24 protein-coding genes and 1 tRNA gene are annotated in these 26,374 nt (G+C 72.4%); 15 read left to right on the top strand and 10 right to left on the bottom strand.

Annotation, left to right across the window (positions count from 1 at the left end; translation table 11 throughout):
• Nucleotides 1–89: 89 nt before the first annotated feature.
• Nucleotides 90–1,079 (top strand): sporulation protein, encoded by a 990-nt coding sequence (locus C569_RS0123445; protein WP_018788182.1) that lies wholly within the window; start codon nt 90–92, stop codon nt 1,077–1,079.
• Between the two features lie 61 nt (nt 1,080–1,140).
• Here the strand turns inward: C569_RS0123445 and C569_RS0123440 are convergent, their stop codons facing one another.
• Entirely contained in the window at nt 1,141–1,515 is a 375-nt protein-coding gene (locus C569_RS0123440) for a hypothetical protein (protein ID WP_036346738.1), read from the bottom strand.
• 264 nt (nt 1,516–1,779) lie between these two features.
• Between C569_RS0123440 and C569_RS0123435 the strand changes: the two genes are divergently transcribed.
• Nucleotides 1,780–2,202: a hypothetical protein gene (locus C569_RS0123435; protein WP_018788180.1), complete on the top strand. Its 423-nt coding sequence runs from the start codon at nt 1,780–1,782 to the stop codon at nt 2,200–2,202.
• Nucleotides 2,203–2,400: 198 nt separating this feature from the next.
• Here C569_RS0123435 and C569_RS0123430 read toward each other — a convergent pair whose 3' ends face one another.
• Together C569_RS0123430 and C569_RS0123425 are read right to left on the bottom strand one after the other, a co-directional pair.
• The gene (locus C569_RS0123430; RefSeq protein WP_196806769.1) at nt 2,401–4,620 is read right to left on the bottom strand and encodes an AAA family ATPase; all 2,220 of its coding nucleotides are present in this window, start codon (nt 4,618–4,620) and stop codon (nt 2,401–2,403) included.
• A gap of 241 nt (nt 4,621–4,861) precedes the next feature.
• A complete protein-coding gene (locus tag C569_RS0123425) occupies nt 4,862–5,968 on the bottom strand; it encodes a sigma-E factor regulatory protein RseB domain-containing protein (RefSeq protein WP_018788178.1) in 1,107 nt (368 codons plus the stop codon).
• Nucleotides 5,969–6,063: 95 nt separating this feature from the next.
• On the opposite strand from C569_RS0123425, the gene C569_RS0123420 reads away from it, so the two are divergent.
• Together C569_RS0123420 and C569_RS0123415 are read left to right on the top strand one after the other, a co-directional pair.
• Nucleotides 6,064–6,720: a response regulator transcription factor gene (locus C569_RS0123420; protein ID WP_018788177.1), complete on the top strand. Its 657-nt coding sequence runs from the start codon at nt 6,064–6,066 to the stop codon at nt 6,718–6,720.
• A complete protein-coding gene (locus C569_RS0123415) occupies nt 6,717–8,120 on the top strand; it encodes a cell wall metabolism sensor histidine kinase WalK (RefSeq protein ID WP_018788176.1) in 1,404 nt (467 codons plus the stop codon). The genes C569_RS0123420 and C569_RS0123415 overlap by 4 nt, the downstream gene beginning before the upstream one ends.
• A gap of 4 nt (nt 8,121–8,124) precedes the next feature.
• On the opposite strand, the gene C569_RS0123410 is transcribed toward C569_RS0123415, so the two are convergent.
• Nucleotides 8,125–9,684 carry a tetratricopeptide repeat protein gene (locus tag C569_RS0123410; RefSeq protein WP_018788175.1) on the bottom strand — a complete coding sequence of 520 codons (1,560 nt, stop codon included), beginning with the start codon at nt 9,682–9,684 and terminating at the stop codon, nt 8,125–8,127.
• A 48-nt stretch (nt 9,685–9,732) separates the two neighbouring features.
• Complete coding sequence (locus C569_RS30935) at nt 9,733–10,026, bottom strand: hypothetical protein (protein ID WP_018788174.1); 294 nt, start codon at nt 10,024–10,026, stop codon at nt 9,733–9,735.
• A 113-nt stretch (nt 10,027–10,139) separates the two neighbouring features.
• Here C569_RS30935 and C569_RS0123400 point away from each other — a divergent pair, with 113 nt between their 5' ends.
• Nucleotides 10,140–11,042: a hypothetical protein gene (locus tag C569_RS0123400; protein WP_018788173.1), complete on the top strand. Its 903-nt coding sequence runs from the start codon at nt 10,140–10,142 to the stop codon at nt 11,040–11,042.
• Here C569_RS0123400 and C569_RS0123395 read toward each other — a convergent pair.
• Together C569_RS0123395 and C569_RS0123390 are read right to left on the bottom strand one after the other, a co-directional pair.
• Nucleotides 11,008–11,526: a potassium channel family protein gene (locus tag C569_RS0123395; RefSeq protein ID WP_018788172.1), complete on the bottom strand. Its 519-nt coding sequence runs from the start codon at nt 11,524–11,526 to the stop codon at nt 11,008–11,010. The genes C569_RS0123400 and C569_RS0123395 overlap by 35 nt on opposite strands.
• A gap of 110 nt (nt 11,527–11,636) precedes the next feature.
• Nucleotides 11,637–11,816, bottom strand: a complete 180-nt coding sequence (locus C569_RS0123390) for a DUF4236 domain-containing protein (RefSeq protein WP_013284922.1) — start codon at nt 11,814–11,816, stop codon at nt 11,637–11,639.
• A 362-nt stretch (nt 11,817–12,178) separates the two neighbouring features.
• Between C569_RS0123390 and C569_RS0123385 the strand changes: the two genes are divergently transcribed.
• The gene (locus C569_RS0123385) at nt 12,179–12,739 is read left to right on the top strand and encodes a flavin reductase family protein (RefSeq protein WP_018788171.1); all 561 of its coding nucleotides are present in this window, start codon (nt 12,179–12,181) and stop codon (nt 12,737–12,739) included.
• A 13-nt stretch (nt 12,740–12,752) separates the two neighbouring features.
• Here the strand turns inward: C569_RS0123385 and C569_RS0123380 are convergent, their stop codons facing one another.
• Both C569_RS0123380 and C569_RS0123375 read right to left on the bottom strand, forming a co-directional pair.
• On the bottom strand, nt 12,753–13,208 hold the full coding sequence (locus tag C569_RS0123380) for an Rrf2 family transcriptional regulator (protein WP_018788170.1): 456 nt from the start codon (nt 13,206–13,208) through the stop codon (nt 12,753–12,755).
• A gap of 7 nt (nt 13,209–13,215) precedes the next feature.
• Nucleotides 13,216–14,133 carry a helix-turn-helix transcriptional regulator gene (locus C569_RS0123375; protein WP_018788169.1) on the bottom strand — a complete coding sequence of 306 codons (918 nt, stop codon included), beginning with the start codon at nt 14,131–14,133 and terminating at the stop codon, nt 13,216–13,218.
• Between the two features lie 187 nt (nt 14,134–14,320).
• Here C569_RS0123375 and C569_RS0123370 point away from each other — a divergent pair, with 187 nt between their 5' ends.
• Nucleotides 14,321–15,097: a RhlG family 3-oxoacyl-ACP reductase gene (locus C569_RS0123370; protein WP_018788168.1), complete on the top strand. Its 777-nt coding sequence runs from the start codon at nt 14,321–14,323 to the stop codon at nt 15,095–15,097.
• 74 nt (nt 15,098–15,171) lie between these two features.
• On the opposite strand, the gene C569_RS0123365 is transcribed toward C569_RS0123370, so the two are convergent.
• Nucleotides 15,172–15,603 carry an SsgA family sporulation/cell division regulator gene (locus C569_RS0123365; RefSeq protein WP_007457244.1) on the bottom strand — a complete coding sequence of 144 codons (432 nt, stop codon included), beginning with the start codon at nt 15,601–15,603 and terminating at the stop codon, nt 15,172–15,174.
• Between the two features lie 274 nt (nt 15,604–15,877).
• Here C569_RS0123365 and C569_RS0123360 point away from each other — a divergent pair, with 274 nt between their 5' ends.
• From C569_RS0123360 to C569_RS0123325, 8 genes are all read left to right on the top strand, one after another.
• A complete protein-coding gene (locus C569_RS0123360) occupies nt 15,878–16,417 on the top strand; it encodes a TIGR02611 family protein (RefSeq protein WP_196806767.1) in 540 nt (179 codons plus the stop codon).
• A 50-nt stretch (nt 16,418–16,467) separates the two neighbouring features.
• Nucleotides 16,468–16,542: transfer RNA gene (locus C569_RS0123355), tRNA-Val, on the top strand.
• Between the two features lie 538 nt (nt 16,543–17,080).
• Nucleotides 17,081–17,878 carry a hypothetical protein gene (locus C569_RS0123350; RefSeq protein ID WP_018788165.1) on the top strand — a complete coding sequence of 266 codons (798 nt, stop codon included), beginning with the start codon at nt 17,081–17,083 and terminating at the stop codon, nt 17,876–17,878.
• A gap of 50 nt (nt 17,879–17,928) precedes the next feature.
• Entirely contained in the window at nt 17,929–19,056 is a 1,128-nt protein-coding gene (locus C569_RS0123345; protein ID WP_026268556.1) for a hypothetical protein, read from the top strand.
• The gene (locus C569_RS0123340; RefSeq protein ID WP_026268555.1) at nt 19,053–20,540 is read left to right on the top strand and encodes a hypothetical protein; all 1,488 of its coding nucleotides are present in this window, start codon (nt 19,053–19,055) and stop codon (nt 20,538–20,540) included. The genes C569_RS0123345 and C569_RS0123340 overlap by 4 nt, the downstream gene beginning before the upstream one ends.
• Nucleotides 20,531–21,847, top strand: coding sequence for an AAA domain-containing protein (locus tag C569_RS0123335; RefSeq protein WP_036346734.1), 1,317 nt, complete (start codon nt 20,531–20,533; stop codon nt 21,845–21,847). The genes C569_RS0123340 and C569_RS0123335 overlap by 10 nt, the downstream gene beginning before the upstream one ends.
• A gap of 119 nt (nt 21,848–21,966) precedes the next feature.
• Entirely contained in the window at nt 21,967–23,223 is a 1,257-nt protein-coding gene (locus C569_RS30930) for an exonuclease SbcCD subunit D (RefSeq protein WP_018788161.1), read from the top strand.
• A complete protein-coding gene (locus C569_RS0123325; RefSeq protein WP_018788160.1) occupies nt 23,220–26,222 on the top strand; it encodes an AAA family ATPase in 3,003 nt (1,000 codons plus the stop codon). Before C569_RS30930 ends, C569_RS0123325 begins: the two co-directional genes overlap by 4 nt.
• Nucleotides 26,223–26,374 lie beyond the last annotated feature (152 nt).

The raw sequence follows: 26,374 nt of genomic DNA, 5'->3' as shown, positions 1-26,374 counted from the left end.
CTCACAGGCACTTCTCAGCCCCACCGTCTAGGGTGCCCTGACGAGGCGCTCGACGGTCCATGTCGGAGCGCAGTCGCAGGGAGTGACCGATGGTCTTCAAGAAGATGTTGAGCGCGTTCGGCGTGGGCGGTCCGAGCGTCGACACGGTGCTCACCAACCCGAACACCCGGCCGGGCCTGGCCCTGGACGGGCACGTGAACCTGGTCGGCGGCGACGCCCCGGCCCGCATCGAGCAGATCGCCGTCGGTCTGGTGACCCGGGTCGAGATCGAGAGCGGCGACCACGAGTTCGCGGGCGTGATGGAGTTCCACCGGATGCCGGTCAGCGGCGCCTTCGAGCTGGCACCGAAGCAGCAGCTCTCCATCCCGTTCCAGATGCCGGTGCCGTGGGAGACCCCGATCACCGACGTGTACGGCCAGCGCCTGCACGGCATGACCATGGGCCTGCGGACCGAGTTGGCGGTGGCCCGCGCGGTCGACAAGTCGGACCTGGACCAGGTGTCGGTGCACCCGCTGCCGATCCACGAGCGGATCCTGGAGGCGTTCCAGGCGCTCGGCTTCCGGTTCAAGCACGCCGACCTGGAGCGGGGCCACATCTACGGCGTGCCGCAGACGCTGCCGTTCTACCAGGAGATCGAGTTCTTCGCCGCGCCGCAGTACGCGCAGACGGTCACCGAGGTCGAGCTGACGTTCGTGACCAGCCAGCAGGGCGTCGAGGTGATCCTGGAGTGCGACAAGCGCGGCGGCTTCCTCAGCGCCGGGCACGACGCCATCGGGCGGTACTCGATCCCGCACAGCGACGCCGGCCGCACCGACTGGGTGCAGGTCGTCGACGGCTGGCTGCGGGAGACCACCGGCCGCTACGGCAGCCTGCGGGCCCAGGGCTTCGGCATGCCGCACGGCGGCGGCCACGGCTACCCGGGTCATCACGGCTACGCCGGCCACGGGCGGCGCGGTCCGGGCATGGGCGGCGTGGTCGCGGGCGCCGCGCTCGGTGTCGTCGGCGGCATGGTCGCCGGTGAGATGATCGAGGACGCGTTCGAGGGCGGCGACGACTTCGGGGACTTCGGCGAGGAGTGAGCACATGCGACGACGCCCCCGGGACGGATCCCGGGGGCGTCGCCGTTCGCGCGGCGTGCGGTCAGCGTCCGCGGCGCTCCTTGCCGGAGCGGCGCGCGCTGCCCGCCTTCGACAGGCCACGGCTGACCAGGTACGCGCCGGTCAGCGCGGTCAGGTACCACCAGGCCTGATTCGGGTTGTTGATGTTCAGGCCGTCGGTGGCGGCGCCTCGCCAGAACGCGGCGATCACGACGACCGCGACCGCTGCGGCGTACACCCAGAACTCGGTGGTCAGGAACGCCTGCTTCGTCTCCGTACCCGGGGACGGCATCTGCTCCCGGTGACCGTCGTGCATCGACGGCATCTGCCGGGTCGACGTGTCCTGCATGCTCGACCGGTTCTGGACGTCGGACATCGGCCGGTTCATCGGCCTGGTGGATGCAGCCTGCGTGCTCATCTGGTCCTCCTCAGGATTTGATGAGTCGTTAACCTGCACACCCTCGCCCCGCTACCGCAGGTCGGCCACGGCGCGGTTCGCGCTCGTTGGCGGGGGCACCCTGGGTCTACCCGGGCCCGGAGACAAGGTAACCGCCGGTCGGCGTGATGTTCCCGAACCGGACATCCGGGTACGCGCCGGGCCGTTCGGGTGCCGGTTCCGGTTTCAGCGACCCACCCTCGGGCACGCAACACCGATACCCGAGAGAGCTGCGAGGTGGTTGACGTGCGTGAGGACGACATGAGGCAGGACGCCGCCCGGCGGGCCGAGCAGCGGGTCGCCGGAGGCGTGTACGGCGAGGGTGCGCTGGACGAGGTCACGGTGCCGCAGACCGACGTCGAGCGGGTGCGGCAGGAACTCGACCCGGACGACCCGGCGGACGTGCCGGTCGACCCGACGGTGCTGCGCGACGGCGGACCGACCCGGGGGCAGGGTGCGGTGACCACGACCGGCGGTACGGCCGGCCCGGCGAGTGTGCGCCGGGTGGCCCGCCAGCCGGAGAGGCACCCGGGCAAGGTCGCGCCGACGACGACCGGTGACGCGAGCACGGGCGGCCTGAGCACCCCGGCCGGTGGTTCCACGAGCGACAACTCGGCCACCGGTGCCCAGGTGGGCAACTTCACCAACGACCGCCCCAACCCGGGCTGACCGGCACGAACGCGCAGCGGGGGTGGCCGCCGGCCGCCCCCGCCACCCTGTCTGCGGTCGCTGCCGCCGCCACCTCGGGGAAGTGGTGTGGTCAGGGCGGGCGTGACATAGCAACTTCCCCGATCTGGCGCAGGAGCGCCGATCTTGCACCGGGGCGTGAGGAGCACGGGCGGGTGACCCGCTCCCACATCATCGCTGTCAGGGGGTGCGGAGGATGCCCAGGCGCTGGGTGGCTCTCGTGAGGGCCACGTAGAGGTCGCTGTGGCCCCTCGGGGACTCGGCGACGATCCGGGCCGGGTCGACCACCAGCACCGAGTCGAACTCCAGGCCCTTGGCCTGCTCGGTGGTCAGCACCACCACCCGGTTCGCCAGCTCCGGTTGCTCGCCCACCGCCGCCTCCGGCAGCGCCGCCACGACCGCGCCGCCCAGCTCGTCGACCCGGCGGGTCGGCACCAGCACGCCGAGCCGCCCGTCGCCCAGCGACGCGGCCTCGCGGGCCGTCGCCTGGACCAGCTCCGTCCCGAGCCGGTCCGCCGGTACGATCCGGTCCCACGGCGGTACGCCGGTGGCGCGTACCGAGCGGGGCGGCCGTAGCGCCGGGTCGATCTCGGCGAGCACGTCGGCGGCGACCGCCATGATCTCGGCCGGGGTGCGGTAGCTGACCGTCAGCTCCTCCAGCCGCCACCGGTCCGCCACGTACGGCGCCAGGGCCTCGTCCCACGACGGCGTGCCCGCGAGCGCGCCGGTCTGCGCCACGTCGCCGACGATCGTCATGGACCGGCTCGGGCAGCGGCGCATCAGCAGCCGCCACGCCATGGGGGACAGCTCCTGCGCCTCGTCGACGATCACGTGCCCGAACGCCCAGGTGCGGTCGGCGGCGGCGCGCTGGGCGGTGGTGAGCCGGTCGGACTCCTCCTGCCGCTCGGAGAGCCGGTCGGCGTCGATCAGGTCGGTGACGCCGAGGATCTCACCGCCGTCGGCCTCGTCCTCCACGTCGATGGAGCGGGAGCCGCGCCAGATCTCCAGCACACCCTCGGCGTACTCGCGTTCCAGCGCCCGGATCCGCTCCCGGCGGGCGACGGCGGCGCGCTCGTCCTCGCCGAGCAGCTCGGCGGCCTCGTCCAGCAGCGGCACGTCGGCGGGCGTCCAGCCGCCGGGCTCGCGGTGCAGCGCGGCCCGTTCGGTGCCGGTGAGCATCGGCGCGGCGGTGGCGATCCGTTGCGGCGAGGCGTACAGGTCGGCGAGCAGGCGTTGCGGGGTCAGCACCGGCCACAGCTCGTCGAGCGCGGCCCGGATCTCCGGCTCCTCGCGCAGCTCGCGGCGGATCTCCGCGCGGTCGGCCTCGGAGAGCAGGTTCTCCCCGCCCAGCGGGTCGGCGCCGATCCGCTCGGCCACCTGGTCGGCGAGCGCGTGCACGATCTCCACGTCGAACAGGGCGCGGGCCAGGTTGTGCGGGCGGCCGGTGCGGCGTACCCGGTCGCGGGCCTGCCGCACGGTCTCCGGGTCGAGCGTCAGCACCTCCCGCTGTGGCAGCTCGATGGTGACCGGCTCGTCCGGCACCCACTGCCGGTCGCGGACCGCCGCGGCGAGCACGTCGGCCAGCACCGCGCGGCCCTTGAGCGCGGCGGTGGTGGCCGGCTCGGTGCGCCGGGCGTGCACGCCGGGGAACAGGTCGGCCTGGGTGCGCAGCAGCACGCCGGTCTCGGCCAGCGTGGGCAGCACCTGGGAGATGTACCGCAGGAACGTGGCGTTCGGGCCGACCAGCAGCACGCCGCGGGTGGAGAGCTGCTGGCGGTGGGTGTAGAGCAGGTACGCGGCCCGGTGCAACGCCACGGCGGTCTTGCCGGTGCCGGGCCCGCCCTGCACCACCATCACGCCGGGCAGGTCGGCGCGGATGATCCGGTCCTGCTCGGCCTGGATGGTCTCGACGATGTCCCGCATCCGGCCGGTGCGCCCGGCGTTGAGCGCGGCGAGCAGCGACGCCTCGCCGGTCAGCTCCTCGTGGGCGGTGGGGGAGGCGGCGGCGATGTCCAGCACCTCGTCGTTGAGCCCGGTCACCTTCCGGTCCCGGGTCCGCAGGTGGCGCCGGCGGCGTACGCCCTGCGGGCTGGCGGCGGTGGCCAGGTAGAACGGGCGGGCCGCGGGCGCGCGCCAGTCCATCAGCAGCGGGTCGTAGTCGCCGGAGGTGTCGAAGATCCCGATCCGGCCGATGTAGCGGACCGAGTCGTCGTCGCCGTCGAGGCGGCCGAAGCACAGGCCGCTCTCCACCGCGGCGAACTGCTCGACCTGGTCGGCGTACATCGCCACCGTCGAGTCGCGCTGCGACCGGGCCTGCTGCGTGCCACCGGTGTGGCGCAACTCCTCGTCGAGCCGCCGGGCGGCCTGTTCCCGCATACCGTCCAGCCGGTCGTACAGCATCGAAACGTATTCCTGCTCCCGGCCGATCTCGTCGTCCTGGCCCAGGTCAGCCGACACGTCGGAGTGCGTTGACAATCCGGCTCCTCATTGACTAGAATTGCCGCAGGAATGGCATTCAGAAGCCATTCCTTTTTTGTGCCTGAACTGAGAAAGATAGCGCGTCGGCCGCCACCGGACCAAGCCCGGACACGACTCGGGGCCCGGCCGGCGTCAGCCGGCCGAGCCCCGAGCACGGCAGTTCTCAGCCCTTTGCGGCCTCGTAGAGCCGCTCCGGCGTGACCAGGCCGGCGACCACCCGGCCGTCGTCGGTCAGCAGCACGCTGAACAGCTTGCCGCTGAGCAGCCGCCCGCTGCCCCAGTCGCCGCTGACCTTCGGCAGTTCATCGAGCACCTGCGCCAGCATCTGGGCATCAGGCGCGTCCGCGTCTGGCTTCGCGCCGCCGGTCGCCGCGTCGCCGATCTTGGCGACCACCACGGTGGTCCAGCCGGTGCCGACGGTACGCACGTCCGGCTTCTCGGCGTCCTCCTTATCGAACCGCTTACCGGCCGGTGCGGGCCGCTCGCCCTCGGTCGCCTCGGTGACCTTCACCCCGGGCGGCGGGTTGAACCGGAACTGGTCCGCCTCCGGAGTGCGGAAGTCGACCTGGGTGAACGCCACCTGGAACGCCGGTTCGTCCTGGCCGTCGGCGAGCACCTGCAGGCGCAGCGGCACCTTCTCCTTCGCGTCCAGCGCGATCCGGACCTGGTGCACCAGTGACGCCGTGTCGCGCGGGGTGAGCACCAGCTCGTACGCGTCCCGCCCGGCCACCGTCGCGGTGCGGCCGACGGTGACCGCCGTGGTCGGGTCGATCGCCTCCAGCGCCCGGTCCGCGGCGTCGGCCGGGGTAGCCGGCACGGTGGCCCGCTCCGGGGCGTCGGCCGGCAGCACCCGGTGCGTGGCGGTGTTCTCCCGACTGTTCCAGGTCCAGACGTCGCGCCCGTTGCGCAGGATGTCCTGTTCGCCGAGCGTGTCGACCAGGGCGAGCCGCTGCCGGTCCTCGCCGCCGTACCAGACGCGCAGCGTGTGCGTACCGGAGACCAGGCCGGCCAGGTCGTTGCCGGCGGCCCGGCCGGCGAGCGCGGCGATCGGCGGCAGGCCGAGGTCGGCGCGCTGCACCACGGTGCCGGAGAGCCCGTCCAGGCGGGACGTGCGCAGGTCCTCCAGGAGCTGGGCGGCGCTGCGCGGCGGCAGGGCCGGGTCGGCGCCGGCGGCGAACGTGCCGACGGCGGCGCCACCGCCGATCACGGCGACCCCCGCGGTCACCGGGACCAGCCAGCGCAGCACGGCGCGGTTCTTCATCACGGACATAGTGTGCACCTCCTGCGCACCATGCTGCGCGATCGTGGCTGTGACCACGCTGAGGAGATCCCCTACGGGTGACCCCGTGGTGGCACCCTGGACCGGTGCGGTTGCTGGTGGTGGAGGACGAGACGAGGCTCGCGGCGGCGCTGCGCCGGGGCCTGTCGGCGGAGGGGTTCGTGGTCGACGTGGCGGCCACGGGCCCGGACGGGCTGGACGCGGCCCGGCACGGCGAGTACGACGCGATGGTCCTCGACGTGATGCTGCCCGGTCTCTCCGGCTACGAGGTGGTCCGCCGGCTGCGCGCCGAGCAGCGCTGGCTGCCGGTGCTGATGCTGTCGGCCAAGGACGGCGAGTACGACCAGGCCGACGGCCTGGACTGCGGCGCCGACGACTACCTGACCAAGCCCTTCTCGTACGTGGTCCTGCTGGCCCGGTTGCGGGCGTTGCTGCGCCGCGGCGCGCCCCGGCGGCCGGCCGTGCTCACCGTCGGCGACCTGCGCCTGGACCCGGCCCGCCGCCGGGTCACCCGGGCCGACGCCGAAGTGGTGCTGACCAGCCGTGAATACGCGCTGCTTGACTACCTGATGCGCCGCCCCGGCGAGGTGGTCTCCAAGACCGAGCTGCTGGACCACGTCTGGGACGCCTCGATCGACACCGCCCCGAACGCGGTGGAGGTCTACGTCGGCTACCTGCGCCGCAAGATCGGCCGGGAGCGGCTGGAGACGGTACGCGGCGCCGGTTACCGGCTGGCCACATGAGCCGGTGGGTACGCGGCCCGCTGCCGCGACTGGGTCTGCGGGCGCGGCTGCTCGCGCTCGGCGTGGTGGGACTGGTGGTCGGGTTCGCGTTCGGCGGGGCGCTGCTGCTCGGCGCGCTGGGCTGGACGCTGCAGCGCTCGGTCGACGAGGAGGCGCTGCGCACCGCCGACGCGGTCGCGCTGCTGACCGCCGAGGACGCGCTGCCGGATCCGCTGCCGGTGGCCGGCGGGCAGCTGCGGGTGCAGGTGGTCGACGCGCAGGGCCGGATCCGGGCCGCCTCGATCGACGCGGACCGCCTCGTGCCGATGCTCGGCCCGGACGAGCTGCGTCCCGGGCAGCGACAGCGGCTGGTGGTGGACGGGCGGCGCGTCGGCATGCCCGGCCCGGTCCGGGTGGTCACGGTGCCGGCCGGCACCGCGCAGGAGCCGCGTACGGTGCTGGTCGCCAAGTCGCTCACCGACGTGCGGCACAGCCTGCAGGTGGTCCGCAACCTCCTGCTCGTCGGTTTCCCGCTGCTGGTCGCAGGGCTCGGCGTGGTGGCCTGGCGGGTGGTGGGGGCGACGTTGCGCCCGGTCGAGCAGTTGCGCAGCGGCGCGGCCGAGATCACCGGGCGGGCCGGGGCGGAGCGGCTCCCCGTACCGGCCGGGCAGGACGAGATCCACCGGCTCGCGGTGACGCTCAACGACATGCTGGACCGGCTGGCCGCGTCCCGGGACCGGCAGCGGGCGTTCGTCGCCGACGCCGCGCACGAGTTGCGCAGCCCGCTGACGAACATGCGTACCGAGCTGGAGGTGGCCCGGCGGCTCGGCGACGACACCGACTGGGCGGCGGTCGCCGACGACCTGCTCGCCGACACCGAGCGGCTCAGCCGCCTGGTGGACGACCTGCTGCTGCTGGCCCGCCTCGACGAACTGGACGCCCGCCCGTCCCCGATCGGCCCGGTGGAGCTGGGGGAGCTGCTGCGCGGTGTGGCCGCCCGCTACCCGTCGCCGCCGGTACGGCTGACGCCGCCGGACGCGCCGCGCTGGGTCGAGGGGGACGCGGGGGAGCTGCGCCGGGTGCTGGTGAACCTGGTGGACAACGCGTTGCGGCACGCGTCCTGCGCGGTGGAGCTGGCGGTGAGCGGGCCGGACGGCGCGTACCACCTGATCATGGTGACCGACGACGGGCCGGGCATCCCGGCGGCGGACCGGGAGCGGGTGTTCGCCCGGTTCACCCGGCTCGACGACGCGCGGGCCCGGGACGCGGGCGGCGCCGGCCTGGGCCTGGCCATCGTGCGCGAGCTGGTGCGCCGGGCCGGCGGCACGGTGGAGCTGGCCGACGCGACGCCCGGCGCCGCCGCGCCGGGGCTGCGCGCGACGGTACGGCTGCCCGCGCTGGCCGAGCCGGACCCGGAGTGAGCGGTCAACGGCGGCGTTTCGTGCAGACCGGGCCGGTGCGGGCGACCGTGTCGGTGGACCAGACGAGCGCCACCGTGAAGCAGTAGTCGGTGGTGCGGTCGAGCCCGTAGGCGATGTAGTCGGCCGACCCGGCGGGCAGCGTCGCGAACGTGCCCTGCGGCTGCCCGGACCGGCCCCCGGCGACCACCACGGGCCCTTCCGCGCCGGCCGGGTACGTCCAGCTCAGCACGATGCTGTCGCGCCGGTCGGTGAGCGTGAACCGCCCGGGCGGCGTGCCCGGCTCGGCGGCTGCGGGAGTGGTCGGCGCGGGACCGGCGGAGGTCGGCGGCGGCGCGCTGGTGGCCGGTGGCGGGGTGTCGCGGCCGTCGTCCACCCGGGACACCCCGGCGATCACCGCGATGGTGCCGAGCAGCAGCGTCACCGCCACGCCGAGCGCCACGAGCGGCAACCACGGGCGGGCGCGCCGCTCGGCCGCCGGCGGCCGGGGCACGTGCACCGGCAGGTAGCGCGACGGCGGCTCGGGCGGGGGCGGCGACACCCGGCGTACCCCGGCCTGGTCGTCGGCGAGCCCGACCACTGTGGGCGGCAGCGGGTCGGCGTCCGGGCGCCACGGCTGCTCGGCCGAGGGCGGCCACGGGTAGTCGTCGAACCCGTCGGCCTCCGGCGCGGTACGCGGCGTCGGCACGTGCGCGGTCTCGGCGGCCCGGCCGGGCGGATGGTAGAGCGGCGTCTCGACCGGGTCGTCGAGCGCGGGCGGCGAGTACGGCGGCAGGTCGTGCGGCCCTTCGGCCGGCGGGGGCACCCGGGCGGCGGGCACCACCGGCGTCGTCCGGGCGGGCGGCTCGGGAGCCGGGGCGGGCGCGGGCTCGGGACAGACATGGTCCGGGTCGGCGGCGGCGCGGGCCAGCCCGGCCACCTGGGCGGCGAGCGGGTCGTCGGCGTCCAGGTGCAGGCGGCACAGCTCCTCGACGAGCGTCAGGTGCTCGTGGGAGTCGGCGTACCGGCCGCAGTCGCGTTCCATCGCGCCGAGCTTCGCCAGCATCTTGATGCCGCTGGGGTGGCCGTCGCCGTAGACCTCCCGGTGCAGCTCCCAGGCGTCCTGCAGCCGATCGCGGGCCACCTCGCACTGGCCGCGCGCGTACTCCACGGTGGCCAGGTCGGCGTGCGCGGCGAGCACCCGCTGGGACTCCGGGCCGTCGCGGGCGGTCAGCTCGATGACGACGTCGGAGTAGAGCCGGGCGGCCCGGGCGTCGCTGCCGACCCGGTGCAGCACCGCGGCGAGCGTCGCGGCGGCGGTGACGGTGCGCTCGTCGGAGCGGCCGAACAGGCGGGTGGCCGCCGCGTACGCGAACGCGGCCCAGCCACGGGCGGAGTGCGGCTCACCGAGCGCGACCAGCACCCGGGCCTGGAGACCGGCGGCCTCGGCCAGCTCGGGGGAGGCGTTGCCGGGACGGGGATCCGCGTCGCTGAGCGCGTCGGCGAGCAGCCGTTGCGCGCCGTCGAGGTCGCCTTCGGCCACCAGTTGGTGCGCCTGGACGGTCAGGTCAGCGAAGCCGGAGGACACGCCCCATCGTGCTCGTCCGGCGACGGTATGTACAAGACCCGGAGTGGATCAGTTTGGTCCCGAATCCGTCAAGTGGTCGGCGAGCGTCTCGCTGATCCGGCGGAGCTGGTCGACCTGGGCCGAGCTGAGCGCGTCGAACAGGTGCCGGCGTGCCCCCTCGACGTGGCCGGGTGCGGCGGCGGCCAGGGTGGCGAAGCCCTCGTCGGTGAGCACGGCGGCCTGCCCGCGGCGGTCGCTCATCCGCAGCCGCCGGCCGGCGGCCTCGGAGAGGCGGACCAGGATCTCGTGGCACGCGTGCGGCATGCCGGCGTCGTGCTGCAGCTCGCGGTCGAGCACGTCCATGAGCGCCCGGGAGGCGGTCAGGAAGGGCCACCAGGGTCCGCTGCTCGTCGGGGTCCAGCCACCGGCGGGGGTTCACGGCCGGGCCCACCGCGCCGTGCGGTAGAAACGGCAGCATGTCCACCGACGCCGTCCTGCGCGAGCTGCTCGTCCGCCGGCTCGACCACTGGCTTCCCGCCGCGCTGCACCGGGCGCGGCGGGCCACGCTCGCGCTCGCGTACGCCGGAGGTGACGCCACCGGCGCCCAGGAGGCGCTGCGGGTGGTGGCCGAGTTCGCCGACCGGCTGCGCGGACGGCGGCTGACCGTGCTGGTGGTGGCCGACGACGGCACCGACCTGCCGGCACGCCTCGGCGCCGCGGAAGCCGCGCTGCCCGCCGACGTCGCCGTGCACCTGGTGCCCGGCGGCCCGGACCGGCTGCCGGTGGCGCTCAAGGCGGCGGGCGCGGCCGGTGCGCCGCTGCTCACCGTGGCCGACGGCGCCGACCCGGACCCGGCACTGCTCGCCGCCGCCGTGTCCGGGCGGCCGGCCGAACTGCTGCTCGTCACCGCGCCCGGCCGGTCGCTGCGCCCGGCGCTCACCGACGCCGGGTTTCCGCTCGTCACCGAGGTCGAGCTGGTGCCGGACGGGGACGCTCCGGCGCGGCTGCTCGGCTACGGCACCGGCTCCGACCACGGGCTGGAGGCGGTCAAGGAGGCGCTCTGGGCGGTCGACGAGTACGCCGGCGTGCGCTACCGCGACCCGGCCGACCCGCAGGGCCGGCTGCTGGACCTCTCGTCCGACCCCGACCTCGGCCCGCTGCGCCGGGAACTGCTGGCCGAGCTGGCCCGCACCGGCCCGCGTACGGTCACCGAGCTGCGCCGCTTCGCCACGACCTCGACGGTCTACCGGGCCGCCGACGTCAACCGTGCGCTGACCTCGCTGCTCGCCTCGGGCGCGGTGACCCGCGACCCGGAGCACGGCCGGCTCGGCGGGGACGTGTCGATCAGCGCCGTGCCGACCGCCGGGTCATCTGCTTGACCACAATCGACGCCCCGGTGGCGACCACCCCGATGCTGAAGACCATCTGGGCGCAGACCGCCACCCGGGCGATCTGGCCCTGGGCGTGCACGTCGCCGTAGCCGACAGTGGTGAGCGTCGCGAGCGCGAAGTAGAGCGCGTCGACGCGGGTCCGCAGGCCGGCGAACTCGCCGGGCCGGGTGTTCGCCACCACGTAGTCGCCGAGCGCGAAGGCCAGCAGCCCGGCGACCAGCGCGACCGCGAGCCGGGTCAGCGCCCGGTCCGCGTCCCGGCCGGTCGGCTGGTCGCGGACGAGCTGACGGCGGACCTGGCCGGTGACCAGGAACGCGACGACGGCCACCAGGACGAGGGTGCCCGCCGAGCGCAGGACCAGCCGCAGGCCGTTCGGATCGGCCTCGACCGGCACCAGGAAGTAGCCGACGAGCATGAGCAGGCAGGCCGCGACGGCCCGCCGTCGTGTCCGCCGCAGGGACAGGTCCGCCATGCGGCGATTCTCCGATCGCCGGAGCGTCCCGGCCGGCAGAACCGGAAAAGCCGGTACTCACGACGATCGGGGCGCGGCCAGCGGCCGGCGCCCCGATCCACGTCCGGGTGTCAGGCCCGGGTCTTGTCCTGCTTCCAGGACAGCGGCCCCGGAAGGTCCACGCGGTGGGCGCGGGTGTTCGAGTTCCAGGACCAGCGGCCGATCTTGATGCTCCACGACGAGAAGCCGTTCTGGGTGAAGTGGAGGATCAGCGGTCCGTACTTCTTGCGCTTGCGGAACTGGACGCCCATCGGGGGTGCCTCCTTCGTCTCCCTGCCTCTACGGCATCGAACATGCCCGGATCGACGATTCGCGAAACCCTGCCTCGGTCCGCTCTGGAGGGTAGGACTGTTCTCTATCCAACGGGTAGGTCTTACGGCGCTGTAAATGCTGGTGGTGAAGGCTTGCGGCAGACTCAGCGAGGAAAGTCTCACTCTTTGGAACGGCGTTGACCGGTGCCGAGAGCGATCGGCACCATGAGTGCTGGTCGCCCCGCATCGCTTCGGTCATCCGGGGGTATCGGAAGAGAACACCGTGCCGCCGCAGCTACCCCTGGACTGGAGGCTCCCGTGGACCACGTGCCCGCTCCGTCGCGCCGGCAGTCGGTGGCATCGTGACCACCGTGGACCGGCCCGGTGCCGCCACCGTCGAGCTGCGGCCCGTCGACGTCGACTCGTTCCGCGGCCTGTTGCGCCGCCAGGCGTTCACGGTCACCGTCGTCACCGCCCCGGGCCTGCGCGGCAACCGGATGCGGGCGGACCTGCCACCGGCCGGCTTCACCGCCACCTCGTTCACGTCCGTGTCGCTCGACCCGCCGCTGGTCTCGGTCTGCCTCGGCGCGTCGTCGAGCTGGCCCACCGTCGAGCAGGCCGAACACGTCGCGGTGCACCTGCTCGCCTCCGGCCAGCAGGAGACCGCGCAGATCTTCGCCACCGCCGGCATCGACCGGTTCACCGCCCACCCGGGCTGGACCATCGGCCCGTTCGGCGTGCCGCTGATCGGCGACGCGCTCGCCGTGCTGCTGTGCCGGGTCGTACGCCGGATCGAGGCGGGCGACCACACCCTCCTGCTCGGTGAGCCGCTCGCGCTCGGCGCGGGCGAGGACGGCGACCCGCTGCCGCATCACCGGGGCGGCTACACCACCACGCTCGGCGACCGGCCCGAGGCGTGGTGACCGCGCGCTGAGATCAGCGCGGCTCCCACGCGTCCGGCTGCGCGGTCAGCTTGCGCACGTGCGCCGGCAGCCGGCCGCTGACCAGCTCGTCCAGGCTCACCTCGTCGACCACCCGGCGTACCGAGGCGCGTACCGCCACCCAGAGCCGGGGCAGGTTCTCCGCCGCCCCCTCGTACCGGGTCTCCTCGGGACGCAGCCCGCGTACCCCCGCGAGCGGACCGTCGACGGCGCGCAACACGTGCCCGATGGTGACCTCCCGTGGCGGCCGGGCCAACGTGTACCCGCCCTCGGCGCCGCGCTGAGCCCGGACGACCCCGGCCCGGCGCAGGTCGGCCAGGACCGCCTCGAGGAACTTGCGCGGCATGTCCTGCTCCGCCGCGATGGCCTGGGTGGACAGCAGGGTGGGGTACGCGGTGGCCAGGCTCAGGGCCGCCCGGACCGCGTAGTCGCCGCGCGCGGAGATCTGCACAGTGCCATCATGCCTGCCCGCCGGGTGCGGGGGAGTCGGCGGGCGGCCGGGGCCGCACCAGACGGACGGCCAGCGGGCGTTCGCGCTCGGCCCGGAACGTCCCCGGGCTCACCCCGACCTCCCGGGTGAAGAAGCGGCCGAAGTTCGTCGGCTCGGGAAAGCCCAGCTCCCGGCCGATCGCGGCGATCGACTCGTCGGTGGCGGCGAGCAGCCGGCACGCCTGCAACGCCACCCGCTCGTCGATCACCTGCTTGGCGCTGCGGCCGGTCACCGCGAGGCAGGCCCGGGTCAGGGTACGCACCGAACAGCCGATCTGGGCCGCGTAGTCCTCCACCCGGCGGGTGTGCCGATAGCCGCGTTCCACCTCGCGGCACAGCCGCCGGAACGTCTCGGTCTCGGCCCGGGGCGTCGCGCCGTCGCCCGGATGCGGCAGCAGGCTCAGCCGCAGCAGCAGGACGGCGAGCTGATGGCGCAGCAGCGCCGCGGCGGCCGGCACCAGCGCGTGCCGGTCGGCGTCCACGGCGAGCTGGCTCACCTCGCTGATCACCGCGTCCTCGTCCTCACCGGCGAGCTGACGGTGAGCGGGCACCGCGTCCGGGTCGACGTCGAGGCCGCGCAGCGCGTCCGGCCGCCAGCTCACCACGGTCGCGTCGAGCTGGGTGCCGACGAACCGCAGCGCCTGGCCGGGGTGCGCGCGCAGCAGCGTGCCCGGACGGCAGGGGACCGGCCGGAAGTCCAGCTCGGCGGTGCCGTGGCCGTGGGTGACCAGGACCAGCAGATCGTGGTCGAGCAGGACCGGACGGGGCCTGCCTGGCTCGGCGGCGAGGTCGCCGAGCGCACCGGTGACGATCTCGTCGGTGCCGGGGCGCAGCTCCGGCAGACCGGTGCGGGTGGCCGGGGAGGGCTGACCGGTAGTGACCATCATCCCGACGGTAACCGGCCCGCGCGCACGTTGCATCTCGACGGTTTCACCCGCTCGGGCCGCTCTTGTCGGCAGCCGAGCCGGACGGTTAGGTTACCGATCGGTAAGACCCGGACCGGCGTGCGCTCCGCACCCGGCCACGCGGCCCCGGCCGACCGGCCCGCGGCCGGGAGACGGCGATGGGACGAACATGACGGATCTGTTCTCGGTCGACGGCAAGACGGTCCTGGTGACCGGCGGCTCACGCGGGATCGGGCTGATGATCGCGCGGGGTTTCGTCCGGGCCGGCGCCCGGGTGATCATCTCCTCGCGCAAGGCCGACGTGTGCGAGTCGGTGGCCAAGGAACTGTCCGCCGAGGGTCACTGCGAGGCGATCCCGGCCGACCTGGGCAGCGACGTGGGCGCGCTGGCGCTCGCCGAGGCCGTGCGGGAGCGCCACGACCGGCTGCACGTGCTGGTCAACAACGCGGGCGCCACCTGGGGAGCGCCGCTGGAGGAGTACCCGGAGAGCGCCTTCGACAAGCTCTGGGCGGTGAACGTCAAGGCCGTCTTCCGGCTCACCACCGCGTTGCTGCCGCAACTGCGCGCCGCGGCCGGCGCCGACGACCCGGCCCGCGTGATCAACATCGGGTCGATCGACGGCATCCGGGTGCCGTGGATGGAGGTGTACGCGTACTCGGCCACCAAGGCCGCCGTGCACATGCTCACCCGCGGCCTCGCCCACCAGCTCGCCGGCGAGCAGATCACCGTCAACGCGATCGCACCCGGACCGTTCGAGAGCAAGATGATGGCGTTCGCGCTGGACGACCCCGAATCGCGCGCCGCGATCGAACAGCAGGTGCCGCTGGGCCGGATCGGCCGGCCCGAGGACATGGCCGGCACCGCGATCTACCTGGCGTCGCGCGCCGGCGCGTACCTGACCGGAGCGGTCATCCCGGTCGACGGCGGGATCACCACGCGCGGCTGAGGCGTACCCCAGGTCGGAGACGGCCCGGGGCCGCGCGGACTCGGCAGATCCGCGCGGCCCCGGGTGCCGCCTTGTCAGCGACCGGCCAGCAGCCGGTTCACCGCGGTGTCGACGTCCAGGTGCTCGGCCTCGCGACCGCGCGGAACGACGACGTAGGTCCGGCGCAGGAAGCGCACCAGCACGCTGCGCGGAACCTCGAACAGGGCGTTGCCGTCCGGCGACGACAGCGCCAGCGCGACGAAGTCGCCGCGCGGGGTGGCCCACGGCCAGACCCGCACATCACCGATGCCGGCCGGCTCGTCGAGCCCGGTGACCAGCAGTTCGCGAGCGAACGACCAGCTCACCGCCTCGCCGCCGGCGGACTCGGCATGGAACAGGACATGGACCGCATACGGGTCAGCAGGGTCGTAACGCAGACTGGCACGCACCGGCAAGGCGGTGGCGTCAGGCGCGACGAGCCTTAGCGACGTCTCGACCTCTACGGTCGTCGGTCGGATGACACTCATGGACGTTCTCCCCCCGGCACCGCGTGCGGAACGCGCGTGTCCCGCTTTTCCCATACTCAGGTGCTGCTCCTGGCTACGCTCCGCCATACGCTGACTTCACCCAGTGGTGGGAAGGGGTTCCGAAAGCCCCCGGGACCGCTCGGCCCCGCATAGAATTTCGGGTTCCGCCCACTCCGTCGTCCCGCCCGGCAACGGGTGGTTCAGTCGTCGACTTACTCCGGTAACGTCCAGTCGTCAGCAGGGGTGACGGTCCTGGGCGACACTAGGGGTGGAAATGGTCACGAGGGGACCCTCGGTGACGTCGCGGACCACGGCCGAATCGCCGAAAGGTGCGGCCCGAGCAGCCGAAAGTCGGGGGTACGAGGTGCCGGTGGAAGGGCGGTCGCAAGGCGCTCTCATGGAGCGGCGCCGGCGGCGACGGGGCTGGCGCGGACGCCTGCACACCACGCTCGACCTCATCCGCGCCAACCCCACCGGCCGCGTTGCCCTGAAGATCTTCATCGGCATCCTCGGCGCCATCGTCGTCACCGTCGGCATCGCGTTGATCCCGCTGCCCGGGCCCGGCTGGCTGCTGGTCATCGCCGGTCTCGGCGTCTGGGCGGTCGAGTTCCACTGGGCGCGTCGGCTGCTCGCGTTCACCCGCCGGCACGTCAACTCCTGGACGCGCTGGGTGACCAGGCAGTCGCTGGGCGTGCGGCTCGTGCTGGGCGCGGTCGGGCTCATGTTCGTGTCGGTGGTGGTGTGGCTCTCGCTCAAGTACAGCCTCGGCATCGACGTGGTGGCGCAGGCGCTGCACTACCTCGCGACGCACTGAGGCCCGGTTTTTGGTCCGGGCCGGTGATCGGGTAGAGTCATGCGCGCTGAGGGCGATTAGCTCAGCGGGAGAGCGCTTCGTTCACACCGAAGAGGTCACTGGTTCGATCCCAGTATCGCCCACCATAGATATTCCCAGGTAGGAAGCCCGTCACCGGTTCGGCCGGTAACGGGCTTCCGCGCTGTTGCCCATTAAATTGGGAGCAAGTTGGGAGCGCGGCGTCCAGCTCTGGTGTCCGACCACTCTTGGGCCGCCCGGTGGCGCTACTGAGTTACCTGTTCAAACCGAGTCGGCTGGCTGGACTGGGAGCTGAAGGCCGCTGCCGGCATGCGCGTCGCGGGGGGCCCGCTCTGGCTCACCGGCCGGACCGACGGCTGTCGGTCCGGTGGGCCGCTCACTCGCCGGTCCATATGGCCCGGTCGTGTATCCAGCTCTCGGTGCTCTGCCCGGCCCTAGCTGACCACTTTGGGCTGTTCAGGCTGCGCACACACCTCGCCTGGCGGGTTGAACCCGCCTCGCTGCCCGGCCGCGCCCGGAGGAGCAAAAGGCGCGGCATCTCAACGCCCTCGTGCTGGCAGGCTGCTCGCCGAGGTGCCGTGATGGGCCAGAAATCGGAAAAGCTTGGAACTTGCTGGAACGCCTTGGGGCGGTTAAGGTCTCCTCGTGGCCGACTCGATGGATGCTCTCGAAGAGCGGATCGATGACCTCCGTGCAGAGGTACGGCGATCCGCGATCGCGGGCGACCGCGCCCGGGCCAATCGACTCCGCTACGAACTGCGCAAAGTGGAGGCGGAGTGGGACGCGACCCTGGCCGCCCTTGCCGGGCCGGACCCGCTCGAGGACGCGGCCATGGCACCGACCGCACCGCTGTTGCCCGTCCGGGAGCAGGTGCACCAGGCGCTGACGTTCCTCACCGTCCCGGCGGCGCCGAAGTTGATCGTCGCTCTCCATAACGCGCTCTTCGGCGGGACGCTTGCCAGTGGGCAGTTGACCAGCCTTCGGCGGGATGAGGAGCGTTCGTTCAAGACAAACCGGCACGGTCGGCCGTACTACATCTGCGCGGCGTTGACGGCCGATCGGTTGTCGCCCGCGCGCGGGCTGTTGGCGGTATCGACGTGGCCGATGGAGGCGCGCGTCGTCGGACCGCTGAGCCCCCGAGTGCACTTTCTCAAGGCAGCCATCCGGGTAGCTGAACACCTTCGGCAACCGGAGTGGGCGACGCTACCCGCGCGTCGGCTGTTGTGGGAGTTCGCCGCCAACATCCCTGGCGGGGCGCGGACGTTCGAGTCCATGACCCCGGACGCCGTCCAGCACGCAGCACACACAGAACTTCAAGTTCATGAGGACGCCGACCGTTCGCACCGCGAAGCGGCCGCTCGGCGGGTCATTAAGCTTGACGATCTACAGCAGATGTTCGGCACCACACTCGGTCTCGCCCCGGCAACCATGGGCGAGGGGTAGAGGCCACCGCTCCGCTGTGCGATCGCACTTCCCACGCGAAGGAAGGGCACGTGAACGATCTCAAAGCGCGTCTCGATGCGCTGCGGGGGTCAGAAGAACGCCGGAAGCTCAACGCCCGCGGGCTCGCCGCACTCACAGCCAACCCCGGCTGCCAGCGGAGAAGCGTTCTGGACGCTGCAGGCATCGACAAGCAGATGCTCGGCTCGGCGCTGGGCTTCGCGATGTCGGCGGACCAGTCCCAGTTCGCCCTCACACGTGGCACCGCGTTTGAGGCGCAGGTCAAGGCCAACGGATGCGCGCAGCTGCTCACGCTCCTGCGCGAAGTGCTCGGCCTGCCGCTGGCCGAGGTCTCCTACGACGATCTGGAGACCGTCGGCGGGAACGCGAGCCCCTCGGCGCGGCACCGCCACACCGTCCGGCTGCTGACCCAGGCCGGCTCGCTGGCCGAGGACGCTGGCACCCTGTTCGACCACCCCTTGCTGGAACTGGTGGTCGCGGGCTACCCGGTCTACCTCGAGCCGGACCTGATCGCGTTCCGCTTCGACGGCCAGTTCTACATCGTGGAGATCAAGTCGTTCGCGGTCGTCGACGGGCAGGCGCCGGCCGCCTCGGTGGCGGCCGCCGAGCTGCAGGCTGCCGTCTACGTGCACGCCATGCGCGAGCTGCTGCGCTCCCGCGGCCTGGATGAGCAGCTCGTCGCGCCGGAGGTCGTGCTGGTCTGCCCGAAGGACTTCAGCAACCGGCCGACCGCCGTCAAGGTCAACATCACCAACCATCTGAACGCGGTCCGACGGCAGCTGTCACGGATGCAGGGCCTGGACGCGATCGTCGCCATGATGCCCGCCGGCGCGACCCTTGACCGGTGGCGCGACCCGAATCGGCTCGATCCGCGGCCGGCGGAGGAGCTCAAGCGCACCCTGCGCACCGTCGAGGCGCGTTACGTCCCGCACTGCCTGAGCACCTGTGAGATGGCGAAGTTCTGCCGCAGCGAGGAGCGTGGGTCGACCGCGGCGCTCGGGCGGCAGGTACGCGAGGAGCTGGGCGGGCTGGAATCGGTGAGCGAGGTGATCGGGCTGGCCACCGGAGCACGGATCCCGGCGGATGACCAGGCCGAGCAGGCGCGGCTGCTGCGACTCGCGCACAGCTACCGCACCGCGTTCCTCGGCGGTGCTGCATGACGCTATTGACCTCCCTCGGGCGGGCGCTTGCCGTGGACCGTGGCCAGGCGCAGCGGATCACCACGGTCCGGCACCTGCACGTCAGCTCGACACCGCTGGTGTTCGTGCCGTTGAAGATGGCCGGCGAAGCCAGCGCCCCCATGGCCGCCATGATCGGCATCGACCGGGAGAACCCTCGGATGCTCGTCGTGGCCCAGCCGCGCAACCGCGACCAACGGTTCGCCTTCGCCCACAACCTGGCCCGGCTGCTGTTCGCGGAACTTCTGCCGATGACCTTGCACCGGCCTCCAGCACCCGGCCAGCCGGCGGACGGCCCGCGTCGCTGCGCAGACGCGCCGCAGATCTGGGTGCCCAACCGCGCGGGCGTGGAGTTCGTGCGCATGCTCGGCCGGTCCACCCGCTTCCGAAAGACCACGGGCCCATGGGCGGTCCCGGCGAACGTCCCGCGGATGGGTAAGTGGCTGACGTTCTACGCGGATCGAGTGCAGTACCCGGGCTCGAGCCTGCTCGTGCCGGCCACGGCGGCGCTGTCGGCGCACTGGGCGACGGGGCAGAGCAGTGAAGAGGACGAGCATCTCGGCACGGTCCTGGCATGGCTGGACCCCGGCGGAGATCTGACCGGCGCCGAGGCTGCCCAGATCGCGGAAGACCCGGTGGATCACCCCCCGGCCGGGCCGGCGACGGACCCCACCTTTGACAACACGGTGCTGGCCCCGCTGGTCCGGCGCTACCACGACAACGCCGACAACAGCGTGGAACGCGCCCGCGTGGAGTCCCGCATCGAGTCCGCGCTGCACGATCAGCTGATCGGGACGTGGCAGCGGGTGTGGCAGGCGATCGACCTGCTCGCCGCGATGGAGCCCAGTCGCCACGTCGCCGAGCGGTGGGATCACGACTTGGACGCGTTCACCCGCACTGCGGATTGGATCGAGAACAGCCCGGCAACGCAACCGAAGCGCGACTCGGCGGTCACCGCCGCGATGCGACTGTACGAGCTGGAACGCGCACAGGCGCGGTACGAGGCCCAGCGGGCCTTCGACGACCCGCTCGTCATGGCGGAGGTGCGGTTGGCGGGCGAGGCCTTCGTTGGCACCGTGACGGCCGCCGAACCTTACCGCCGCATCGGGCGGCGCAACCTACCGCTGATCACCGTCGAGACGGCCGACCCGGTACGCCTGCCGTTGGGCGAGAACCGCCTCCGCAGCCCCGCTCGTATCGGACAAAAGGCGGAACTCGTGTCGATCACCGAGGTTGGTGACCGGGTGCAGGTGGTGCTGGAGCTGTCGGAGGGCATGGGCAACGGGCGCGAACCCAAGCCGGGCAGTGTCCCCGAGCTGCACGAGGAGGTGTGCTACAGCCTGCTCACCACCAAGGTGCGGCGGATTCCAGCGTTCCCGCGACGAGAGGAGACGCCGTGGACGCACGGTGGGCCCCCGGCTGAGTACGTGCCCACGGATGAGGACGCCCAGGAGGAATGGCAGTGACCACGCCGACCGTCTCCGACGTCGTCGATGACGCGATCGACCGGCTGTTGAACGGACCGCACCGTGGCGTCGTGCTCGACTCGCCTCCCGGGGCCGGCAAGTCCCGGGCGGTCGTGCGCACCGCCGTGCATCTGGCCGCCGCGGGGGAACCCGTGCGGGTCGTCGCGCAGACCAACTCGCAGGTCGACGACCTCGTCCACCGCATCGCCGAGGCTGCGCCTAGCCTCTCGGTGGGCCGATACGCCGCGAAGGATTACGTGCCGCCGGACTGGCTGCACCGACCGGGCGTCGTCATTCGCCAACGGCTGCGTGACCTGGCCGACGTGCCGATTGTGGTCGGCACGGCCGCGAAGTGGCTGGATCCGGTCGTCGAGCAGCGGGGGCCGTGGGCCATCATTGACGAGGCGTACCAGATGCGCTCGGACACCCTGCTCCGCTTGGCGTTCATCTTCGAGCGCGCCTTGTTCGTCGGCGATCCCGGCCAGCTGGACCCGTTCTCCGTCGTCAACGTCGAGCGGTGGACCGGCCTGCCGTGGAATCCGATGCAGAGCGCCGTCGCGGCCATGCTCGCCAACAACCCCGAGATCAAGCCGCTGCAGCTGCCGTACTCCTGGCGGCTGCCCCCGTCGGCGTCGGCGCCGGTGTCGGCGGCGTTCTATCCCCACGTGCCGTTCCAGTCGGCGCCCGAGCAGGGGCCCCGGCGGATGTGGCTGCCCACGAACGGGCTCGGCGGCGTCCACGACCACGCCGTCGAGCGGGCCGCCGAATCCGGTTGGGCTTATGTCGAGCTGCCCGCCCGGCACACGCTGCGCACGGACGCCGAGGCCGTCGAGCACGTCGTCGCCCTCGCCGTACGCACCTTGGAACGCGGCGCCATGGTCGAGTCCCGGAACGAGCCCGATGGTGCGCCCGTGCGATCGGACCGGGTCGCCGTCGGCGCGGTACACCGTGACCAGGTCGCCGCCATCAAGGACGAACTGACCCGCGTCGGTCACCCGGCCATCCGGGTCGACACCGCGAACCGGCTGCAGGGCGCCGAGTTCGACGTCGTGGTGGTGCTGCACCCCCTGTCCGGGCGCCGCGACGCCACCGCGTTCCACCTGGAATCCGGACGGCTGTGCGTGCTGACCTCCCGACACCGCCACGCCTGCATCGTGGTCGGGCGGGCCGGCATCGCCGAGCTTCTCGACGCGCACCCGTCGGTCGACCCGGTCCCGCTCAACACGAAGCCGAAGTTCCCCGACGGCTGGGAAGCCAACCACTCCATGCTCGAGCACCTCATGCGGCACCGCATCCGAGCCGCCTAGACCAGCACCAACCTCCGCGCACGCGATCAGCACCCGTTTACCGGCCGATCGCGCAGTACCCCCCTGCCCGCACACCGGCGATGCCGAGCCACCGCCGCCACCACCGCGAAGAGGCTCCGATGAAGGTTCTCCACACCTCCGACTGGCACCTGGGAAGAACCACCTGGGGACACAGTCGCGACCAAGATCACGAGGCGGTTCTTGACGAGATCACCGCCATCGCGGCCGCCGCGCAGCCCGACCTTATCCTCAACACCGGCGACCTCTTCGACCAGCAGCGGCCGCCGGTGCAGGCGATGAAGCTCGCCACCGACGTCCTTCGCGCGCTCTCGGCGATCGCCCCCGTCGTCGTCATCTCCGGCAACCACGACTCCGCGCCGCTGCTGCACTGGCTCCACGGGCTGCTGCGTCACGGCGAGCGCGTCCACATCGTCGCCGACCCCGACGCCGTGCGTGTGGGCACCGTGCTCCGGTTCCCGGTCGGCGACGGCCGGTTGCACCTCGCCGCCCTGCCGTTCATCACCGCGAACCGCATCGTCACCGTCCTCGACGATCCCAGCGCCCGGCGCAAGGCCTACGCCGCGCACATCGCGACCGTGCAGCGCGAGCTGCTGCACCGCCTGTATGAGGACTTCGACCCGGCCAGCGACGTCAGCGTGTTCGCCGCGCACCAGTACCTCGCCGGCAGCGTTCCGTCGCGCACGGAGAACCCCAACCACACCTGCGACTTCTACGCCACCGACCCGGAGCAGATTCCGCCGGTGGACTACGCCGCCTTCGGGCACATCCACAAGCCGCAGGAGCTGCCGGGCCGTGTCAGCGGCGCGTACGCCGGCTCGCCGATCCAACTCGACTTCGGCGAAATCGGGGAGGCCAAGAGCGTCGTCCTCGCTCACCTTCACCCCGGCGCCCCGGCCCGCATCGAACGCCTCCCGCTGCACGCCGGGCGGCGACTCGAGGTCGCTACCGGCACGCTCGACGAGCTCCGGGCACGCGCCGACTCGATCACTACCGAGATCTGCCGCATCGTGGTCCACACTCCGAGCCACGAGCCGGAGCTGTCGCGGCAGGTCCGGGCGCTCTTCCCCGACGCCACGATCGTGCAGATCGACGAGAACGCGGCGGACCGCAAGCTCGGCCTCATCACCCCGGACACGCCCGCCAGGGGTGAACCGGACAACGTCGCCATGTTCAGCGCCTACCTCGCCGAGCAGGGCACCCGTGCGGCGAGCGCCGATCGTGTGCTCGAGCTGTTCGGCACCCTGCTGCACCATGCGGGCGACGAACTCCCGCCGGCTCTCCCCGCTGAGGAGCTTCTCGCCGAGGATCTCAGCGCCTTCACCGTGCCGGCCGAGGAAGACGAGGCTGCCGCATGAAGCCCCTGGAACTGACCTTCACGGGCCTGCGTTCCTACGTCGAGCCCCAGACGATCGACTTCACCGGCAAGACCTTTATCGCGATCCTCGGCGATACCGGGTCCGGCAAGTCCACCCTCCTCGATGCGATGTGCTACGGCCTGTACAACCGGTGCAGCTGGTACGGCGGTAGCGTCTCTGATCTCATCGCCCACAGCGGCGACGGCACCCTCAGCGTGGCCTTCACGTTCCAGGCCGGCACCACGATATGGCGGGTGGAACGCTCCACCAGCGCCCGCGGCGCCGCGCTGCACAGGCTGACCGACGTCGACGCCGGCACCGTCGTGGCCACCGGAGCGGGCACCGTCACCAGTCAGGTGCGGCGCATCATCGGCCTGGACTACGACACGTTCCTACGGTCGGTCATCCTGCCGCAGGGCCGCTTCCAGGAACTGCTGCGCATGCGCGACCGGGACCGGTCGACGATCCTGAAGTCGCTGCTCGGACTGGATCAGCTCAGCGCGGTCCGCGAACACGCCCTCACTCTGCACTCCCGCCTCGCGAGACGCCTTGGCGAATACCGCGAACGACGTGTCGAATTCATGCGCGACCCTGCGGCGACGATCCGGGAGGCCACCGAGCGTCAGCGCGCCGCCCAGGAGCGCCTCGGCCTCCTTCAGGCTGCCCAACGCGCCGTAGCGAAGGCGGCGGAAGCCGCGTCCGCGGCCCGCGTCCGCCACGCCGCCCTCGACAAGGCCCGGGCCCGACTCGTCGACGCGACGCCCGCCGACGTGGCGGCGAAGTACCAAGCTCTCCTCGCCGCTGCCGGCGACATCGCCAGCCGGCGCGAACAGGTCGACCGGGAGCGGCACGCACTCGACCGGGAGACGCAGCGGCTCCAAGCAGATCTCGACCAGGCTGATGCCGAGGGCACCGGCGTGGAAAAGACCGCCTCAGCCGTCAGCACGCTCATCCACCTCGCCGAACAGGTGCCCCAGCTCGATATTCAGGCCGAGCGGCTGGAGAAGGAGGAGCGGGAGGTCCGCGTCGGCAAGACCGTGCTGGACAATCGCAGGAACGACGTCGCCAACCGCAAGGAGAAGGTCGCCCTCGCCAAGCGCGCCGCCGACGAAGCGACCGGACGCGCCGCCCTCGCCGAGGCAGCACACCAAGTCGCGGTGGGTGCGCTCGCCGTCTTCCGACAGGCCACCGACGCCGCCGAGCACGCGGAGGAGCAGCTCACCGCCTGTCGAGACGAGGTTGCCAAGCTCAAGGCGCGCGCGGCGGACGCGTCTGCGGAGGCCCGCGAGGCCGAGCGTGCGGTAGAAGCGGCCGAGGCCGAGGAAGCCCGCACTCGCCGGTTGCACGCGGCGGCCGCCGCCGCAGACGGATGTGGACCGGGGGACGCATGTCCGGTGTGCCAGCGGGAACTGCCGGAGGGCTTCACCACACCCAGCGACGACGCGACCAAGGCGGGCGCGACCGCACTGAGGGCTGCGCAGAAGGCCGCGAGGCGCGCGGCCACCGAGGAGGCCGCCGCAACCGAACGAGCCAAGATCGCCGAGAACAAGACGCTGGCCGACGCGATCAGCGAGGTGAAGACCGCCGCCACCAACCTCGACCGGGCCACCGCCGACGTCCGCGCCGTGCTCGGCGACGTCGACCTAGACGCACCGGATGAGCAACTCCTGCACCACCATGCCGCGACTGTCCAGCGTGCTGCGGCCGACCGGGAAGCGGCTGAGGCCACCCACGGTGAGGCGCACGACGACTACACCCGCGCCGACTCTCAGGTGCCCGTATTGGAAGAGGAGCAGGCACGGCGGCAAGCCGCCTATGAGGAGGCGCAGGCCGACCATGAGGCCGCCGTCGTGCGGCTCAACCGCGCGGCACGCGGCGTACCGCGCGCCTTCCGCCCGGCCCACGGACTCCTGCTCGCGGACATCACCCATCAGCGTGACCGCGCCCAGCAGCGGCAGGACGAACTCAAGCAGCTCTGCGACCGGCTGAACGACGTGCGAAGCCGCGTGGTCGAACTGCACACCGCGTTGGGATTGCTCGACACCGAGGTCAACACCCACGTCACCCGTCCCGCCGCTGACCTCCGCCGCCAGCTCGACAGCTTGGCCGACCGCGTCGCGGACGCCGGTGCCCTCCTCGACGCCGCTGGGCATGCTCTGCGCCCCAGCGAAATCTCCCTCGCCGACGAAGCCGCCTGGGCCACCTCCCTGATCGAGCACACCGTCGTTCTGGTCGCCGCATGCCGCGAGGAGGCGGAGGCCGCACGAGTGGCGGCCGACGCGGCCGAGCAGGCGGCTGAGCAGGCTCGGCGCGACTGCCAGGCCGACGACGACGACCACCTGGAGCGGCTCGTCCGGGCGGCGAGCACCGTCGAGCACAACGCCGGCCGTGATCTCAGGCGGGCCACGGCACACCAACCACTGGCCGCCGAGCTGGACCGCCGGATCCAGGCGGCCGAACCCACGGTCACGGCCTTGGGCGACCTAGCCGCCTTGCTCACTGACGGGAAGTTCGTCGCCAACGCCGTCCGACAACGACAACTTGCTCTACTCGGAGCCGCTAGCAAGACGCTGCTGACCATCTCCGGTGGCAAGTTCGGCTTCGCCGAGAACTTCCGCATCATCGACACCGGGGTCGGTCAGGCGCGCGACGTGAAGACCCTGTCCGGCGGAGAGACCTTCCAGGCGAGCCTCGCGCTCGCCCTGGCCGTGGTCGAACTCGCCAGCCGGGCCTCCGGCCGGGTCGACTCCCTGTTCCTGGATGAGGGATTCGGCTCGCTCGACTCCGGCGTCCTGCAAGACGCCCTCAACGCTCTCGCCGCGCACAGCACGGCCGGCCGACTCGTCACGATCATCAGCCACATGCGCTCGATTGCTGAGATCACCGACCACGTCCTCGTGGTCGAACGCACCTTCGCCGGCAGCCGGGCTCACTGGGCCGGCCCGGAGGAGCGCGAGCAAATCATCAACGACGACCTCAACCGCGGGCTGCTGTCGTGACCGCACTCCCTCGACGAACAAACCTGCATCCGCGGCGACCGACCGGGCAGACCACCCCAGCGGACGCATCAGCGAACGCCGGCCTGGATCTTCGCCATACCTGCCGGTCGGCCCGATCCCGTACAGTGCGTGCCGTCATGGCCACCTATCGA

It is taken from the genome of Micromonospora sp. CNB394, from assembly GCF_000374985.1.
Classification (GTDB): domain Bacteria; phylum Actinomycetota; class Actinomycetes; order Mycobacteriales; family Micromonosporaceae; genus Micromonospora; species Micromonospora marina.
This window is presented reverse-complemented; position numbering and strand designations above follow the sequence as displayed.

Excerpts from the sequence above, each read along its gene's own strand:
- C569_RS0123425 (WP_018788178.1), bottom strand. The coding sequence starts at position 5,968 with ATGTCCGTGATGAAGAACCGCGCCGTGCTGCGCTGGCTGGTCCCGGTG.
- C569_RS0123375 (WP_018788169.1), bottom strand. The coding sequence starts at position 14,133 with ATGATGGTCACTACCGGTCAGCCCTCCCCGGCCACCCGCACCGGTCTG.
- C569_RS0123325 (WP_018788160.1), top strand. The coding sequence starts at position 23,220 with ATGAAGCCCCTGGAACTGACCTTCACGGGCCTGCGTTCCTACGTCGAG.
- C569_RS0123445 (WP_018788182.1), top strand. The coding sequence starts at position 90 with ATGGTCTTCAAGAAGATGTTGAGCGCGTTCGGCGTGGGCGGTCCGAGC.
- C569_RS0123340 (WP_026268555.1), top strand. The coding sequence starts at position 19,053 with ATGACGCTATTGACCTCCCTCGGGCGGGCGCTTGCCGTGGACCGTGGC.
- C569_RS0123395 (WP_018788172.1), bottom strand. The coding sequence starts at position 11,526 with ATGGCGGACCTGTCCCTGCGGCGGACACGACGGCGGGCCGTCGCGGCC.
- C569_RS0123335 (WP_036346734.1), top strand. The coding sequence starts at position 20,531 with ATGGCAGTGACCACGCCGACCGTCTCCGACGTCGTCGATGACGCGATC.
- C569_RS0123365 (WP_007457244.1), bottom strand. The coding sequence starts at position 15,603 with ATGAGTGTCATCCGACCGACGACCGTAGAGGTCGAGACGTCGCTAAGG.
- C569_RS0123370 (WP_018788168.1), top strand. The coding sequence starts at position 14,321 with ATGACGGATCTGTTCTCGGTCGACGGCAAGACGGTCCTGGTGACCGGC.
- C569_RS0123440 (WP_036346738.1), bottom strand. The coding sequence starts at position 1,515 with ATGAGCACGCAGGCTGCATCCACCAGGCCGATGAACCGGCCGATGTCC.
- C569_RS30935 (WP_018788174.1), bottom strand. The coding sequence starts at position 10,026 with ATGGACGTGCTCGACCGCGAGCTGCAGCACGACGCCGGCATGCCGCAC.
- C569_RS0123390 (WP_013284922.1), bottom strand. The coding sequence starts at position 11,816 with ATGGGCGTCCAGTTCCGCAAGCGCAAGAAGTACGGACCGCTGATCCTC.
- C569_RS30930 (WP_018788161.1), top strand. The coding sequence starts at position 21,967 with ATGAAGGTTCTCCACACCTCCGACTGGCACCTGGGAAGAACCACCTGG.
- C569_RS0123415 (WP_018788176.1), top strand. The coding sequence starts at position 6,717 with ATGAGCCGGTGGGTACGCGGCCCGCTGCCGCGACTGGGTCTGCGGGCG.
- C569_RS0123360 (WP_196806767.1), top strand. The coding sequence starts at position 15,878 with ATGGTCACGAGGGGACCCTCGGTGACGTCGCGGACCACGGCCGAATCG.
- C569_RS0123430 (WP_196806769.1), bottom strand. The coding sequence starts at position 4,620 with ATGCTGTACGACCGGCTGGACGGTATGCGGGAACAGGCCGCCCGGCGG.
- C569_RS0123400 (WP_018788173.1), top strand. The coding sequence starts at position 10,140 with ATGTCCACCGACGCCGTCCTGCGCGAGCTGCTCGTCCGCCGGCTCGAC.